Source organism: Ensifer sp. CCNWLY38, from assembly GCF_037120565.1.
GTDB lineage: Bacteria > Pseudomonadota > Alphaproteobacteria > Rhizobiales > Rhizobiaceae > Ensifer > Ensifer adhaerens_H.
Genome location: NZ_JBBBBO010000001.1, coordinates 578,893 through 595,506, shown reverse-complemented (window position 1 = coordinate 595,506; position 16,614 = coordinate 578,893). Strand labels below are relative to the sequence as shown.

Here is a 16,614-nt window from a genome sequence, read left to right as displayed (position 1 = left end):
TCCATCCGTCCACCGCCGCTACCGCAGCGTATCCTTTCTAAGGTTGGCGTGGTTGAGCAAGGCCTCGATCAGGTTCCAGGCTTCGACACTACTCGGTTCCACCGGCTTGTGGGAAGACGACTTGGCCTTGGCAAGTGGTACGATCAGGTAGTCGGTTCGTGGGTCCGGGAAGGGGTCGGCAAAGGATTTGAGCAGCGGCGCATGGTCGCCGTAGAAGACGAGCCAGACCGGGCGGTCCAGCTTGTCGAGCCGCGCGCTCAGCGTGTTCAGCGCCGCATCGGATTGTTCGAGAATAGCCAGATAGATATCGACGGGATTGGTTAGATCATCGACGCGACCCGGCTCCCACGGGCCGTGATTGGCCATGGACGCGACGAAAATGAAGCCGTTTTCATCGTCCGGCAGCGTCTCGCACGCGTCGATCACTTTCGCCGCGAGTTTCTCGTCGGAGACGTAGGGGCCGTCTCTCTCGGGCCTGTGGTCGAAGCCGTCGAGCATGGTCAGCTTGGAAAAGCCGAGCTGCGGCATCGCCTTGTGCCGGAGAAAGAAGGTGCGGTCATAGGGATGGATGAAATGCGTGTTCCAACCGGCACGCTTCATCTTTCCCGGCCAGACCACGTCGGCATAGTGCGAAGCCCTGAGATAGGGGTAGCTGGCGTCGACGTGGATGTCGTCAGGCACCAGGCCGCTGATGACCGCGAATTCCGTGCGCAGCGTGTAGCCGCCTTCGAAGACGCTGCTGAGGCGGCCCCATTGCACTGCCTCGCGCCGCAACCGATCCAGCGTCGGCATCTCAAGCGTATCGACGCCGAAGTGCCGCATGTCGATGAAGGATTCCGATTGCCAGACGACGATCAGCGGCGAGCCGTCGTCGCCGATCAGATCATGCACGGCGGCCCGGACGATCTCGGAGAGTTCCGCGACGATCTTTTCACGCCGCACGCCGAGCCAGACGATGAAGCGGAACACGACCGAGCCGAAGGTGCCGAAGCGCACCGTGTTCATCTTGACATCGAGTGTCTTCAACAGCCTTTGCACCAGCGCCGCCGTCGGGCGGTTCACCGGGCCGTAGAACAGCAGAAGCCAGGGTCCATAGGCGATCCCGAGCATCAACAGGATCCAGAACGCCTTGCCGCGATCGGGCAGGATGGCCGGCTCGAAATACATGTAAAGGCCGGACACGCCGAAGACATAGAGGAAGGCGACGGTCCAGAAGACGACGTTCAAAGAACTCGCGTAGAAAATCGTCTTGTACTTGAAGACGTCGACGACGAGCGCGATATCCGAAAAGATCAGCGGTTCGCGGATGAACTTGAACTTGGCGCGGGATATGCCGGTGAAGATGATGAAGAAGCTCATCGTGCCGGCTGCGGCATAAAGCGGCCGCCAGGAGCCGGCGAAGAAACCGGCAAAGACCAGCGCAATGACCGGCAGCCGGGCAATCGCATCGACGACATCCTGCGTCCGCCCGAAGGGTGAGGGATGGGCGCGCCGCTCCCGTTTCGGCAGGGCAAAGCGATCGGTAAAGAAGATCACCGCACAGGAGAGCACGTAACAACAGAGCGTCAGTGTTCTTGGGTAGTCGTGCAGCTGAAAGGGAAGCAACGCCAAGCGGAAACCTTCATGTCTTCATGCCGGCCGACGCCGCTTTATGCGGCACAGCGTCCGCCCGACACTTAGATCTTATCCACGCTAGGTACAAGCGCCGTCAGGTCCGGTGCTCCGACACTCCACGATTATGCGTCGCCGTGTTGTCGCTGCGCGCGATCGCCCTGTCGAACCACCAGTGGATCACGGGGCGAACGGCTGGTCCGAAACGACCGAGCAGGTAGAGTGTCAGCCCGAAAAAGATCTCGAACCGCCCCCGGTCGATGCCTCCGGCAATCCGCTTCGCCACCACGTCCGCCGGCCAGGGCCGGACCACGCCCATGATCTTGTCGGCTTCGGGGGGGCGGGTCGCGAGTTCGCGTTGAAGCTGCGGTGTCTGCGTGTCCGGTGGGAAACACACGGAGACGCCGACGCCGTGTGGGCGTGCTTCGAAGCGGAGGGCCTGGGCAAAGCCGTGAAGCGCGAACTTCGAGGCGCAATAGGCCGAATAGCCATAAATACCGATGAGGCCGGAGCCCGAAGAGATCATCATGATCCGGCCCTGTCCGCGCCGCTTCATGCCGTCATAGACGGCCCGAACCGCATGCACGGTGCCGGAAAAATTGATGTCCATCTGCCGCTGGAACGAGGCGCTGTCGAGCTCCTCGAAACGGCCCGGCTCGACGATACCCGCCGATGTCACCAGAATATCGCAGGGACCGAAAGCCTGTTCGCAGCGCCGGATCGCCGCCACGACGTCGCGTTCCTCAGCGACATCGGCAGCCTCGATCCTGACGTTGCCGGTGCTCGCCCCGTTGGACGAGGCCAGCTTCGCCTGCGCCTGTTCGAGAAGGTCGCGGGAGCGCGCGATCAGCGAGACGCGTGCGCCGCGCGCCGCATAGATCGACGCGACCGCCAGGCCGATCCCGCTCGAGCCACCGGTGATGATCACATGCGTCATGCTGGTCGTCCGTTCTGGAGCAATTCCGGAAAGGCGCGAGGCGGCCTTGTGTCTGGAATTGCGGGAAACAAAGAGATAGAGCGTTTCCGTGGCGAACTGTTTACCGGAAACGCTCCAGCATGCCCGGCCGCAAATGCGGCGCTCGCGCTTATCGCGCCGAGAGCGCTTTCATCATCTGGTCGATGTCGATACCGCCGAGGCCAAAGTTGCGTTCGGTAAGGTCGGCCAGCCGCTCGGCCGTCAGCGTCACCGTCCGGCGGATCTGCTCTTCCGTGTGATCGCTGGTGATGAAGAAGCGCAGGCGCGCAAGTCCTTCGGGCACGGCCGGATGGATGATCGGCAGCGCGTTGACCCCTTCGGCAAGCAGGTCGTTCGAAAGCTGAACCGCACGCAGGGAATCGCCGACGAGAACCGGCACGACGGAAAAGCCGCTGCTGAGGCCCGTGTCCAGGCCCGCTTCCTTGGCAAGCTTCAGGAACAGGGCACCGTTGCGGCGCAATGCCGCCGTCCGCGCCGGTTCGCGTTCCAGCACGTCGAGGCTCGCGGTGGCGGATGCGGCCAGCACCGGCGCAAGGCCGACGCTGTAGACGAAGCCGCCGGCAGATGCCTTGAGCACCTCGACCAGTGCTTCGCTACCGGCGATGTAACCGCCGCAACTCGAGGTCGTCTTCGACAGCGTGCCCATCCAGACATCGATCTCATGCGGATCGACGCCGAAATGCTCGGCAAGCCCCCGGCCGGTCTTGCCGAGGACGCCGAGCGAGTGCGCCTCGTCGACCATCAGCCAGAAGCCGTATTCAGCCCGGAGCTTCAGAAGCGCCGGCAGGTCGGCGACGTCGCCGTCCATCGAGTAGATGCCCTCGACGATGACCATGATGCGGCGATAGTCGCCCGCGACGGTGCGCAGCACGTGTTCGAGATCAGCGACGTCGTTGTGCTTGAACAGCCGCCGGGTCGCGCCCGAGAGCTTGATGCCGGCAAGGGCGCTGTTGTGGATGAACTCGTCGTGGACGACGAGGTCCTTCGGTCCCATCAGGCAGCTGATGGCGGCGACATTGGTCAGGTAGCCGCTGACAAAGCAGACGGCGGCATCGACGCCATAGAAGCTTGCGATCTTCTCTTCGAGCGCCACATGCACCGGGCGCTCGCCGGCAACGAGACGGCTCGCCGACGCCGAAATGCCGAAGGTGCCGATGGTATCGCGCGCCTTAGCCAGCACTTCGGCGTGGCGGTTGAGGCCGAGATAGTCGTAGGAGGCGAAGTTGATCAGCTTGCGGCCGTCGATGACGGTGGTCGCCCCGGCGGCCGTCTGGTGGGCGCGATAGAACGGATTGGCGATGCCGAGTTGCTCGCTCGCGAACTTCTGGGTCATCACCTGCTTGTATTCCGGCAGATCTTCGAAACGGGCCTGCTGCCGGCGCGCTGGCGGCGGCATCTCCCGCTCCGAGCGCGCCATGCGGTTGCGCTCGGAGGATTGATGCGTGTTCCGCATCCGATCCAGCAGATTCTCCTTGAGGCTGCTGGTCATCTTGGATGCACCTGGACCGTTTCCGTTCGTGCTCATTGGCTCTGTGCTTTTTCCTTCGCCGTGCCGACGTGCCGCTGTGCGAGTTCGCTGACGATCTTGTCGTCGGCGGGCTCGGCATCGTCGCTCTGGTCGCGCTTGCTGACTTTCTCATAGAGCTTGCGGGCGACATCGCCAACCGTCGTGTTGTCCGCGACCCCGCTGAGCGGCATGTCGAAGCCGGTGTTCTGCTGGAAGCTCATGCCGAGTTCGACCGCCATCAGGCTGTCGAGGCCGATTTCCTTCAGCACCTTGCTGCGCGTGACCGTGTCCTTCGATACACGCAGGATCGCGGCGATCTCGCCGGCTACGAGGTCGAAGAGAATGTCTTCGGCTTCCTGCGGCGCCTTGCCTTCGATCATCGCGACGAGGTCCATCGTGGCGCCTTCGCCGCCGGTAGCGTGCTGGTCGGCGCTGCGAAGGATGACTTCGAAGAGGGCGTTGCGGGCAACCGGCAGGTTGCGCGCAGCCGACCAGTCGATCTCCGAGATCATCACCGTGGCCGCATCGACGGTGCCCGGATCGAAGGCCAGGTGGCTCTCAACCATGTCGAGCGCCGTCTGTGCCTTCAGTGCCGTCTTACCGATACGCTTGGCGAGCAGGTCGTTCACATCGGTGTTCTGGACCAGGTAACCCTTGTCGGCGATCGCGCCGAAGCCGACGGCAAGACCCGCGAGACCACGGGCGCGCCGGGCACGGGCGAGGCCTTCGAGGTAGCCGTTGGCGGCGACGTAGTTAGCCTGTCCCGGATTGCCGACGAGTGTCGTCGCCGACGAGAACAGGATGAAGTTGTCGAGCTTGTCGTCGTTGGTCAGCTGATCGAGAACGGCGGCACCCTTGGCCTTGGTGTCAATGACCGGGCGGTTGCGCTCGCGATTGAGATTGCTGATCAGCGCGTCGTCGAGCACCATCGCGGCGTGGACGATCGAGCGGAGCGGTGCAATCGCACGCAACTCCTTGAGGAGACGCTCGGTCGCCGTCGGGTCGGTGACGTCACAGGCGTGTACCGTGGCGGAGACGCCAGCCTTCGCCCAGGCCTCGATCATCGCCGTCGTTTCGGCATCCGCCTGACCGCGGCGCGAGCAGAGCGCGATCTTCGTCGCTCCCTTTTCGACGAGCCAGTTGGCAGCAGCCAGACCGAATCCGCCGATGCCGCCGACGACGAGATGCATGCCGTTCGGATCGACCTTCATGCCGCCATGCGGACGCTTGGCAACCCGATGCTTGCCGGCAACCGGCGGCAACACGACGATCTTGCCGATATGGCCCGCATTCTGCATCAGCCGGAACGCGTTGCCGATCTCGTCGAAGTCGAAGGCACGGTAGGGAAGCGGCGTCAGCTTGCCGTCTTCGAACAACGCGCCGATCTCGGTGAAGATCCGCTTGGTGAGCTTCGGCTGATTGACCAGCAACTGGTCGGCGTCGATGCCGAAATAGCTGACATTGCGGCGGAAGGGCCGGAGGCCGATCTTGCTGTCGGCATAGTAGTCGCGTTTGCCGAGTTCGAGGAAGCGACCGAAGGGCTTCACCAGCGCCAGGCTCTGTTCCATGGCTTCGGCAAAGAGCGAATTCAGAACGAGATCGACACCCTCTCCGTCCGTCACGGCGCGAACATCGTTGACGAAGCCGAGCGAGCGCGAATCGAAGACGTGATCGGCACCGAGCATGGACAGGAAGCGGCGCTTCTCGCGCGTGCCCGCCGTGGCGATGACCTTGGCGCCCTTCAGTTTCGCGACCTGCAGCGCGGCAAGGCCGACGCCGCCTGCAGCGCCGTGGATGAGGATCGTTTCGTCCGGCTGGATGCGGCCGAGTTCCACCATGGCGTAATAGGCCGTCAGGAACGCGACAGGCACCGTTGCCGCGGCAACCGGGCTGACGGTCTGCGGCAGCCTGGCGACGCCGGCGCGCGAGACGACGGCGTGGGTCGAGAAGGCGGACGATGCGATCGCCATGACGGCATCACCGACCACGAGATCGTCGACGCCTTCGCCGACGGCAACCACGTGACCGGAAAGCTCCATGCCGATCGTCGCGCCTGCAAACCCATCTTCGAGCGCTTCTTCGGGCAGCAGGCCCATCGCCCACATCACGTCGCGGAAGTTGAGGCCTGTCGCGGCAACCGCGACGACGACTTCACCCGGACCTGCGGCGGGAATGTCGCTCTCTTCCCAGACGATGCTGCCCACTTGGGAGCTGACGCGCTGGCGGATCGTTGCGGCCTTGAAGGTGTCGATCGCCGCATGGGCGTTGTCGACCGGGCCGGGCACGGCGCGGATTTCGGAAAGCGCCGCGTCTTGTCCCTCCAGCAGCCACTCGCGGTTGGCGTTGGCGCTGCCGAGCAGCGGAGATGCTGCCGCGATCTGCTCGATCATGGTCGGCGAACCGTCGATATCGAGCGAGTGCACTTCGAGGAACTCATATTCGTTCTGTAGCACGCGGGCGAAGGCCCAGAGACCCGCATTGACGCCGTCGCTGGCAACCGTTGCGCCAGTTGTCCGGCTCGCGATCGGGGCTCCACCTGGCGCGACGAGCACGAGACGCGGACGATTTTCGCCAGCGGGCTCGGCTCCGCCGATATGCAGACGCAGGGCTTCGGCGAAGGCGCCGAGAGCAAGGATTTGGGTCTGCAGCGAAGCGGAATCGTCTGTTCGGGATGCAGCTGTCGGCGACGCGAGGAAGATTGCCCGCAGCGGCTGTTCGCCAAGGGCCTCGAAACCGCTGAGAAGCGCTGCCTTGTCGGCTGCGATATCGCCGCTGAGATTGACCGGAATAGCCGGTTCCGAAGGCTTGTTGCCCTTGCCGCCCGCGATCTGCAGCAGCAGATAGGGGCCGGTAGCCGGTGCTTCGGCACTTACGGCAGCCGCGGCGGCGCCGCGCGCTTCGAGCAGGATGACATTGCCGCTCGCGCATTCGCGTTCTGCAACATTGACGTCGCGCAGATCGAGATCACCGAAACATTTCTGCCAGTGCGGGACCGCCGCAAGATTGCCGATCGGGAATTCCGCGGTCTGGCTGCGGGCGAACCACCCCTCGGAAAGTCCAAGGGCAAAATCGTTGAAAAGCGATGGTGCGCTGACAGCGGCTATCAATCCGCCGGCATCGCGAAGCGTCGAGCGAAGCGCGGTGCGGACCGCCACGTCGTCCTCGATCAGGCTGTAAAGCCCGTCGGAGGCGCTGACTGCGAGGTCGAAAGACGTGAGCGTTGCAAGCTCACCCTTTTTGAGAATGCGCACATGGGCGTCGTTCTCGAAGGCCAATTCAAGGCCACGCTGGGCGTTGTCGCGCGCTTCGAATACGGTGAGGCTTGCGCCGTGCTTTTCGGCAAGCGTCGCCAGGCGGCGGGTAAAGGCGGACGAAACGCTGCCGAGTTCGACGATGCGCAGGCGCGCGCCTGAAGATGCCGAAGTCAGGATCTTTTCGAGCGCCTCGAGAACGAACGCCATCCGCTCCCGGCTTGCCCCGGAGTGGACGGCTTGATGATCAAGCGTGGCATCGCTGATGAAGGTGGTGCCATGAGCCGCTTCGTCGCCGGCCTGGAGCGCGTCAAGGCGCGCAAGGGCCTCCGCATAGGCATTGTTGATCAAGACGGCTTCGACGGCGCGGTCGGACCGCTCGCCGTAGAGTTCGCGCAGGATCTCCGGGACGCTTGGCAGGTTGAAGTCCTGAGCAATCGTCCAGACGCCATCCTTGTGCTCGCAGAGACCGGCGTCTTCCAGCACGTAGAGGCAGCTCGTCAGGAAACACTGGAAGGCAAAATCGCCGGGCAGGTGGTTGCCCTGAATGGTCGATCGACCCTTGGCGAGTTTGAGCGCAATCTCCTGGCAGGCGCGATAGATGGCTGCGTTGAAGAGCAACGTCGTGTTGTCGACGCCGGCTTCGCTGGCGGCAGGCATGGCGATCTTGATCGGCGCCGGCGCTTTACCCTGCAGACCCGGCAACGTTGCTTCCGATTGCACGGCCTCGTAGTGGAAGGACAGCGCGTCGAGCGTCTTGTGCTTGCGCAGATAGGTACGGCGGAAGCGGCAATCCTCGAAGTGCGCGATCGGTGCGCCCGACTTGTCGAAGAAATGGAATTTCGCCTTGATCGAATTGGCGCTGACGCGCTCGATCTCAATCATTGCGCGCGCGATTGGCTGGCTGCCGTTGACGACTCGCACCGAACCGAAGCGAACGGGGATATAGGGGGCACCGCTCTTGTCGCCGGTGAAACGATCGAAGAGAGCGACGAGCCCGTGGAAGGTTGCGTCGACAGAGATCGGGTTCAGGGCGTAGGTGACGAGCGGATGGCCGGCAGCATCAGGCGTCTTCAACTCGACATCGACCAGCCGATCGCCATAGGCAATGGCTTTGGCCAGCAGCTGGAAGCGCGGGCCGTAGTCGAGACCGAACTGTTTCGCCGTCTCATAAGCACGGCTAGGCGCGACCGTTGCGGTCTTCGCCAAGCCGGCAAGCGACGGATAGGCGCGCTCCTCGGCCGGCAATGGCTTGCGGCAGCGGGCAACCGCATGGACGGCCCAATCGTCTTCCGACAGCCGTTCGCGCGAGCGGATCTCGATGTCGCCGGTCTCCGGCGAAAGCACCGTCGACAGCTCCATGATCTTCGTATCACTGAGTTCCAGCGGGCGAACGATCTCCAGATTGGTGATCTCGACTTCGTCGCTACCATAGAACTGCTGTGCAGCGGCGACGGCGATTTCGATGAAGCCACTGCCCGGCAGGATCGCCTTGCCGTCCACGACGTGTTCGGCGAGGTCGGGGAAGAGATGGGCGTCGACATGGTTCTTCCAGCTGCCGCTGTTCGGGTCGCTGCGCCAGCCGGTCAGGCGGTAAGGCCTGGCGGTCCGGCCGAAGAGGTCGGTCGCGTCGGTCGTTGCTGCGGGGCGCAGCTCGACGGGCTCGAACGGCAGACTGGGAAGGGCGATCGAAGCGTTGCGCTTACCGAAGACGCGGGTCGTGTCGACCACCGCGCCGTGCGCGACGGCACGCGCCATCGCTGCCGAAATCGGGTCCTGGCCGGTTTCGCCGACATCCCGGAGCAGGGTCGGTACGACCATGCCCGGGGCTGCGGCCTGCTTGATCGTCTCCTTGACGTAGGACGACAGGATCGGGCGCGGAGAGATTTCGATGAACAGGCGGCAGCCCATTTCGATCGCGGCTTCGGCGGCCGCCTGGAAACGGACCGGCTCGCGAACGTTTTTCCACCAGTAGTCCGGATCGAGCTGCGTTCCGTCGAGCGCCGCACCCGTGACCGTCGACAGATAGGCGAGCTCGGTGCGGCGCGGTGCGATATCCGGAATGTCGGAGAGGAAGGCGTCCTTCGCCCGATCGATGATCGGGTGGTGGAAGGGATAGTTGATGTCGAGAATCTGGACCGGGATCTTCGCCTTGCGCGCAGCGTCGCGGAAGGCCGAGATCTGGTCGGCCGGCCCCGAGATCGTCACGGAATTGTGGGCGTTGACCGCTGCGACGCAGAGGTCGTCGAGCCCGCGTGCCTCGGCAAAGGCGCGGGCGGCGTCTTCTCCGAGCATGACGGCCGCCATCGTGCCGTGGCCGGCCAGCAGGTCCTGATGCAGCGAGCGCTTCGCAACGATCGAAACGGCGTCGACCAGTGAGAGCGCACCGGCGGCGTAGGCGGCCGCGATTTCACCGACGGAGTGGCCGAAGACTGCGACCGGCTTGATGCCCATGGCAACCAGCGAGTCGGAGAGGGCTGCCTGCACCGCGAAGAGCAATGGTTGGGCGATCTTCGTATCGGCAAGCTTCTTGTCGAGATCAGGATCGGTAAGAAGATCGGTCAATGCGATGTCGGAGTGGAACTTGAACAGCGCGCTGACAGAAGTGAAACACTGGCGGAAATGCAGGTTCTCGCGGAAGGCTTCGACGCCCATGCCGGCCCATTGTGAGCCGTTGCCGGAGAAGACGAAGGCGACCTTGGCGTCGCGGACGACGGCTTCGCCGACTTCACCGATACCGGAGCCTGGCTTTTCCAGATGGTTGGCGATCGCGCGGACGATATCTTCGGGCTGGTCGCTGCGGGCGGCAAAGCGATGGCGCATATGGGTGCGGTTTGCACCCGATGCGGCGATCATCGCGCGCGCTTCACCCTTGGAAGAATGTGCGAAAGCCGTCTTATAGTCGCTGAGAAGCGCCTCCAGGCTCGACGCCGTATGGGCGCTCGCCAGGAAGACATGGCCGGAAGACGATGGGTTCGACGCCCTTTCGTCGGCCGCCGGTTCCGGATCGCTGATGACGACGTGCGCATTGGCGCCGCCGAAGCCGAAGGAGTTGATGCCGGCAAGGCGAGCGCGCTTGCCGCGCAGCAGTTCGATCGGGTTCGCCGTGACGCGCACGTTGAGACCGTCGAAGTCGATGTGTTCGTTCGGCGTGTCGAAGTGCAGCGAAGCCGGCAGGTAGTTGTTTTCGAGCGCCATCACGGCCTTCAGCATGCCGAAGAGGCCGGAAGCGGGCTCCGTGTGGCCGATGTTCGACTTGATCGAACCGATCGGCACCGGTGCCCGGCGCTTGGCGCCGATGACCGTTCCGATCGACCAGACCTCGGCAGGATCGCCGACCTTGGTGCCGGTGCCGTGGCCCTCGACGAAGGCCACCTGGTTGGCGTCGATGCCGTTGCCTTCATAGATCGCCCGCAGAAGATTGGCCTGCGCCTCGCGGGAGGGCAGCGAAATGCCGTTGGTGCGGCCGGCCGAATTCACGCCGGTCGCGACGATGCGCGCGTAGCTGCGGTCCTTTTCGCGCCGCGCGCGGTCCGAGCGGCGCAGGACGAAGACAACGCCGCCCTCGGCGCGCACATAACCGGCGCCGTCATTGTCGTAAGCGCGGCACAGACCCTCGGGCGACAGCATGCGCGCCTGGGCGAAGCCGACGAAGGGAAGGGGATGGGCAAGGATGTTGACGCCACCGACGATCGCGGTGTCGATCTCGCCAGACGTCAGTGCCCGCATCGCCTGGTCGAGCGCGACCAGCGAGGAGGAACAGGCGGTATCGACCGTCATGCTCGGACCGCTGAGGCCAAAGATGTGCGAGATACGGTTGGAAACGATCGACAGCGTGTTGCCGGTCATGAAGTAAGGGCCGGCGGCGGCCGGGTCCTCGACCGTCAGGTTGGCATGATCGAGGCTCGATGCGCCGACATAGACGCCGACATTCTCGCCCTGCAGCGACGTAGCGGAGATATTGGCGTCCTCGAGTGCCCGCCAGGCGAGCTGCAACAGCACGCGCTGCTGCGGATCCATGTACATGGCTTCGCGTTGCGACATGCCGAAGACGGCGGGATCGAAATCATAGAGTTGGTCCAGCACGCCGGCGGCAAAGGAATAGGTCTTGCCCTGCGTGCCCATGACGGGGTGCCAAAAACGCGCGACGTCCCAGCGATCCGACGGAATGCTGGTGACGGTGCACTTGCCTTGACGAAGAAGTTTGAACAACGCCGAAGGCGATTCTGCTCCAGGGGCGAGGCATGCTCGCCCAATAATCTCAACAGCCATGTATGATCGAACGCTCTAAACTGCCGCTAAAGTTGCATCTGCGATTGCGCGTCGGAGGCCGAAATGCAATCGCCAATCGTCATGCTGCCAGGCTATCCCCAGCTATATTCGTCCCGCCTCATTAGTCAGCTTTTAACTTAAAGTCCCTAGCTTTCAACCCCAAAGACTGAAGATATACACGCTGTCAACGCCAGTCCAAGGCGGATAGGGCGATAAACCACGCTCAAGGTAGAGAAGGTATGACCAGAAAGACGCGGCTCCAAATATTTTGCCCGTCTTGGTCTTCGGATGACTTGTTGTGGGACGGCGATTGTGCTTTTCAGGGACCGGCGAATTCCCGGTCGGGAGATGATGCGGTACGGAACTGTGAGTAAAATCATGGCTGTGTCGAATTTGGAGTGTCGTAGTTGAAACGAGTCAGTGCCCTTCTGCTTTGTACCGCCCTCGTGGGATGCCAGGCCGTTCCGGGCGAGGGGCCGCTGGCTGGGGCGATCGTCGAGGATGCCGGTCAATCCGGCGCCGAGATCGGCCGGCAAAATGCCACCGTTTTTGATATTGTCGATGTGGATGGCCGCTCCGCGCGCCTCGTTTCCGACTATGTCTCCTCGACACTCAACCGCCGTTTCGGCATTGGCGGCGGCGTCGGCCGAGTCGTGATCGGCGTCGGCGACCAGCTCAAGGTCTCGATCTTCGAAGCCGGCAGCGACGGTCTGTTCTCGACGGCAGAGTCCAAGCAGACGAGCATCGATCTCGTCGTTCAGCCTGATGGCAAGGCTGCGATCCCCTATGTCGGTCCGGTCAACTTTGCCGGCCTGACGCTGGAGCAGGCGCGCCAGGAGATCCTGGAGGCGCTGAAGCAGAAGGCGGTCGAGCCTGATGTCATCGTCACCAGCATGAGCACCGCCTCGCGCAACGTCACGGTTTCCGGTGCTGTCGGCAAGTCGTCGGTCGTGCCGCTCAGCCTCGTCGACGAGACGATCAATGAGGTCATCGCCAAGGCGGGTGGCCCCGTTGCGCAGCCCTACGAGACCTATGTCACGCTGGTGCGCGGCAAGAAGACCGGAACAGTCCTCCTGAAGTCGATTATCGAAAATCCGTCGGAAAACATCCACGTCAAGCCGGGCGACCAGATCTTCGTATCGCGCGACCCGCGCCGCTTCACGATCCTTGGCGCGGTCAAGGCCAACCAGCGTGTCGAATTCGGCGCCAATGACCTGAACCTGCTCGAGGCCATGGGTCTTGCCGGCGGCGGCTCGGACTACACGCTCGACATGAAGGGCTATTTCATCTTCCGTTACGAAGAGCCGGATGTCGTCATGAGCCTGCTCGGCCAGCAGCGTTTCAACGAAATGCTGCGCAAGGGCATGAAGACCGACAGCACGGGGCGCTACCCGATCGTCTACCGCTTCGACATGAGCAAGCCGGACAGCCTGATCGTCGGCCAGACCTTCCCGATCAAGAACCGCGACGTCATCTATGCTTCGCGCCATCCGTCGGTCGACTTCTCGAAGTTCCTCAACTTCATCGCCCAGCCGGTCGGCATCGCCAATTCCGGGTTTTCGATCGCGGACAACCTCAACGGCAACTAATCACGTTAAACAGCTTTTCTCGGGGGCGTCGACCGCAAGGTCGGCGCCCTTTGCTTATCTATCCTCCTGATTTTCAAAGCAGGCGGAAGCGACTTGTCGCCGCTCAAATTCTGTGATTGATCTTGGACTTAAATCGATTTTGGTGATCGATGGACGTCGGTAGGCAGGAATGAGTTATGGCGGATAAAGCGTTGATCGTCGTGGACGTGCAGAACGATTTCTGCCCGGGCGGAGCGCTTGCGGTTGCAGGCGGTGATGAGATCGTGCCGATGATCAACGGCTTGATTGGCCGCTTCGAGCACGTGGTGCTGACGCAGGACTGGCATCCCGCCGGCCATTCGAGCTTTGCCTCCAGCCATCCCGGCAAGACCCCCTTCGAGATGATCGCCATGCCCTATGGCGGCCAGACGCTCTGGCCGGATCATTGCGTCCAGGGAACAGCCGGTGCCGATTTCCATCCGGCGCTCGAGTGGACGCGGGCCGAACTTCTGATCCGCAAGGGCTGCCGGCCCGAGATCGACAGCTATTCCGCCTTCTTCGAAAACGATCGCCGGACGCCGACGGGCCTCACCGGGTATCTCAGGGACCGCGGCATCAAGAAAGTGACGCTGTGTGGGTTGGCGACTGATTTCTGCGTGGCCTTTTCTGCGCTTGATGCGGTTGCACAGGGATTTTCGACATCCGTCATTCTCGAGGCCTGTCGGGGCATCGACCTCAACGGTTCGCTTCAGGCAATGGTCACGCGCATGCGCGATGCCGGTGTCGAGCTGAACTAGTTCGAGACCCTCGCGCTGAGGAAGGAGAGATTTCACCAATGACGAAGACCGACATCGCCAGGCGTGTCTATAACCATGCCTGGAAGCTCGACCCGATCGTGCGCAGCCTGCTGGACACGGATTTCTACAAGCTTTTGATGCTGCAGATGATCTGGCAGCTCTATCCGGACGTCGATGCGACCTTCTCGCTGATCAACCGCACGAAGACGGTGCGGCTTGCCGACGAGATCGACGAGCAGGAACTGCGCGATCAGCTTGATCATGCGCGTGAACTGCGCTTCTCCAAGAAGGAGATGATCTGGCTCGCCGGTAATACGTTCTACGGTCGCAAGCAGATCTTCTCGCCGGAATTTCTCGCCTGGCTCGCCAAGTTCCGCCTGCCGGACTATGAGTTGAAACGCAGCGACGGTCAGTTCGAATTGACCTTCCGTGGCCGCTGGGCGGAAACCACCATGTGGGAGATCCCGGCGCTCGCGATCATCAACGAATTGCGTTCACGCTCGGCGATGAAGGGCCTCGGCCCCTTTACCCTCGACGTGCTCTATGCTCGTGCGAAGGCGAAGATGTGGTCCAAGGTCGAGCGCCTGCGGCAGTATCCGAACCTCAGGATTTCGGATTTCGGTACGCGGCGCCGACACAGCTTCCTCTGGCAGCGCTGGTGCGTGGAGGCGCTGAAGGAAGGCATCGGAAGTTCCTTCTCGGGTTCCAGCAACGTGCTGCTTGCCATGGATACGGATCTGGAAGCGCTCGGCACCAACGCGCATGAGCTTCCGATGGTGGCCGCGGCGCTTGCCCGCAACGACAAGGAACTGGCTGCCGCCCCCTACAAGGTGCTGCAGGACTGGAACCAGCTCTATGGCGGCAACCTGTTGATCGTGCTGCCGGATGCGTTTGGAACGGCGGCGTTCCTTCGCGATGCGCCCAAGTGGGTCGCGGACTGGACGGGTTTCCGGCCGGACAGTGCGCCGCCGATCGAAGGTGGCGAGAAGATCCTCGCCTGGTGGAAGAAGATGGGCAAGGACCCGCGGGAGAAGCTGCTGATCTTCTCCGACGGCCTCGACGTCGACACGATCATCGAGACCTACCGCCATTTCGAGGGACGCGTGCGCATGAGCTTCGGCTGGGGCACCAACCTTACCAACGATTTTGCCGATTGCGCCCCGACGGAAATCAGCGGCCTCAACCCGATCTCGATCGTCTGCAAGGTCAGCGAAGCCGATGGCCGCCCGGCGGTGAAACTCTCCGACAATCCGCGCAAGGCGACCGGCGATCCGGCGGAGGTCGAGCGCTACCTCAAGTTCTTCGGCTCACAGGACTTCGTCGAGCAGGCGGTCAAGGTTTAGCCGCCAAGCTATTCCAGGAAAAGTGTGGAGCGGCTTTCCACCACTTCAAAAAAAGAAACCGGCAAGCGCCGGTTTCAAAAGGGGATCAAAGATGTTGCGACTGTCCATCATCGCAACGTCAAATCTGGCAGTGGAATCTTAAGGTTGCGTTAAGGCGCCAACCTGCCGTTGCATTTCTTCTCTAAAACACGAACATGTAGAGAAGGATGATGACGATGAGCGGCACGCCCATGAGCCAGAGAATGATGCCTTTCATTGAGAAGCCTCCGCGTTACTGCCTTTGAAACGGTAACGCGACATCGGGGAATACGTTCCCGATATCAGCCAGGCAGGCTGGCGCGCCTCAGGTCATGGCCTGGAATTGAATCTCTCCCTTGCTCACGAACCAGGTCTTGTCGAAAAGTCCGAGATCCAGTGGATTCGGCATCCGGATATCGCCAATGTCGGGAAACGGCTTCGTCGCGGCATCATAGGACCGGTCGATCTGCGAAATGAAAACGAAGATCAGCCCGCGTTCGCGTGCGTATGCTCTCAGCTTGCTGACCTGGTCGCTGACCGCAGGGTTTTCACGCCTCTGGTCGAGAAGTTGCAAATAGTCCACGACCACCAGTGTACTACTTGGCGCCAAGGCCAGCTTCCTGATGATGTAATCGGCGCTGATCGTATCGGAGCAATCGATCTCGAACAGCGTGGCAAAAGGCGCGTAGTCCGCCCCGATTGCCGGAAAACGATCGATCACGTCGTTCACCGTATATTCCAGCGTGAAGAAGAACGCCCGATGGCCTGACCTCATCGCATCCACGGCGAGCTCAAGACTTTTCAGCGTCTTGCCTTGTCCGGGCCGCGCGCCGAGAAGAACAAGATCCCCCGGTCTCAACCGGGTCAACAGCGTGGCGGCCGGGTCGGCTGCGCCATGTCGTGCGGCAAGCAGGCTCCAGTCGGCATAGCCCTCGTCAACGGCGATACGATTGAGCGCCTCATGGAGCGGGATGTTTTGGTCACGGGAAAGCCGCTTTGCTTTGCGCTTCAGATGATAGATCGGCGCAGACAGTTTCATCGGTAACCTCCTGATGCGAGCAGTCTTCGCAGCCCCTCCTTATGCTTGGTGCTCGAACAGTCGGTTCGATGGTGAGAGTGCCCCGTATGAAATCTACTTTCCCAAGCGGAGGGGGGAGGCGTGGGCGCGCCCGAATCGAAGGATAGCGCAGAGGTTGGGCGAGGTGAATGCCTGGCTATGAGCGGAACTGGGGCGAAATCTGAAAGAGCCCGTTGTCGCTGACGGAGCGGTA

8 protein-coding genes are annotated in these 16,614 nt (G+C 62.4%); 3 read left to right on the top strand and 5 right to left on the bottom strand.

The window, feature by feature from the left end:
• Positions 1–18: 18 nt before the first annotated feature.
• From V7S54_RS02960 to V7S54_RS02945, 4 genes are all read right to left on the bottom strand, one after another.
• The gene (locus V7S54_RS02960) at positions 19–1,611 is read right to left on the bottom strand and encodes an LTA synthase family protein (RefSeq protein ID WP_065372361.1); all 1,593 of its coding nucleotides are present in this window, start codon (positions 1,609–1,611) and stop codon (positions 19–21) included.
• A gap of 97 nt (positions 1,612–1,708) precedes the next feature.
• On the bottom strand, positions 1,709–2,548 hold the full coding sequence (locus V7S54_RS02955; protein WP_065372362.1) for an SDR family oxidoreductase: 840 nt from the start codon (positions 2,546–2,548) through the stop codon (positions 1,709–1,711).
• A 148-nt stretch (positions 2,549–2,696) separates the two neighbouring features.
• The gene (locus V7S54_RS02950; RefSeq protein ID WP_065372363.1) at positions 2,697–4,112 is read right to left on the bottom strand and encodes an aminotransferase class I/II-fold pyridoxal phosphate-dependent enzyme; all 1,416 of its coding nucleotides are present in this window, start codon (positions 4,110–4,112) and stop codon (positions 2,697–2,699) included.
• Complete coding sequence (locus V7S54_RS02945) at positions 4,109–11,617, bottom strand: type I polyketide synthase (protein ID WP_065372364.1); 7,509 nt, start codon at positions 11,615–11,617, stop codon at positions 4,109–4,111. Before V7S54_RS02945 ends, V7S54_RS02950 begins: the two co-directional genes overlap by 4 nt.
• A 407-nt stretch (positions 11,618–12,024) precedes the next feature.
• Between V7S54_RS02945 and V7S54_RS02940 the strand changes: the two genes are divergently transcribed.
• From V7S54_RS02940 to pncB, 3 genes are all read left to right on the top strand, one after another.
• Positions 12,025–13,206, top strand: a complete 1,182-nt coding sequence (locus V7S54_RS02940) for a polysaccharide biosynthesis/export family protein (RefSeq protein ID WP_065372365.1) — start codon at positions 12,025–12,027, stop codon at positions 13,204–13,206.
• Between the two features lie 176 nt (positions 13,207–13,382).
• Positions 13,383–13,982: a bifunctional nicotinamidase/pyrazinamidase gene (gene pncA, locus V7S54_RS02935; RefSeq protein ID WP_065372366.1), complete on the top strand. Its 600-nt coding sequence runs from the start codon at positions 13,383–13,385 to the stop codon at positions 13,980–13,982.
• 38 nt (positions 13,983–14,020) lie between these two features.
• Entirely contained in the window at positions 14,021–15,325 is a 1,305-nt protein-coding gene (pncB, locus tag V7S54_RS02930; protein ID WP_065372367.1) for a nicotinate phosphoribosyltransferase, read from the top strand.
• Between the two features lie 343 nt (positions 15,326–15,668).
• Here pncB and V7S54_RS02925 read toward each other — a convergent pair whose 3' ends face one another.
• Positions 15,669–16,382 (bottom strand): DNA helicase, encoded by a 714-nt coding sequence (locus V7S54_RS02925; protein ID WP_065372368.1) that lies wholly within the window; start codon positions 16,380–16,382, stop codon positions 15,669–15,671.
• Between the last annotated feature and the right edge of the window lie 232 nt (positions 16,383–16,614).

Excerpts from the sequence above, each read along its gene's own strand:
- V7S54_RS02955 (WP_065372362.1), bottom strand. The coding sequence starts at position 2,548 with ATGACGCATGTGATCATCACCGGTGGCTCGAGCGGGATCGGCCTGGCG.
- V7S54_RS02950 (WP_065372363.1), bottom strand. The coding sequence starts at position 4,112 with ATGAGCACGAACGGAAACGGTCCAGGTGCATCCAAGATGACCAGCAGC.
- V7S54_RS02945 (WP_065372364.1), bottom strand. The coding sequence starts at position 11,617 with ATGGCTGTTGAGATTATTGGGCGAGCATGCCTCGCCCCTGGAGCAGAA.
- pncA (WP_065372366.1), top strand. The coding sequence starts at position 13,383 with ATGGCGGATAAAGCGTTGATCGTCGTGGACGTGCAGAACGATTTCTGC.
- pncB (WP_065372367.1), top strand. The coding sequence starts at position 14,021 with ATGACGAAGACCGACATCGCCAGGCGTGTCTATAACCATGCCTGGAAG.
- V7S54_RS02925 (WP_065372368.1), bottom strand. The coding sequence starts at position 16,382 with ATGAAACTGTCTGCGCCGATCTATCATCTGAAGCGCAAAGCAAAGCGG.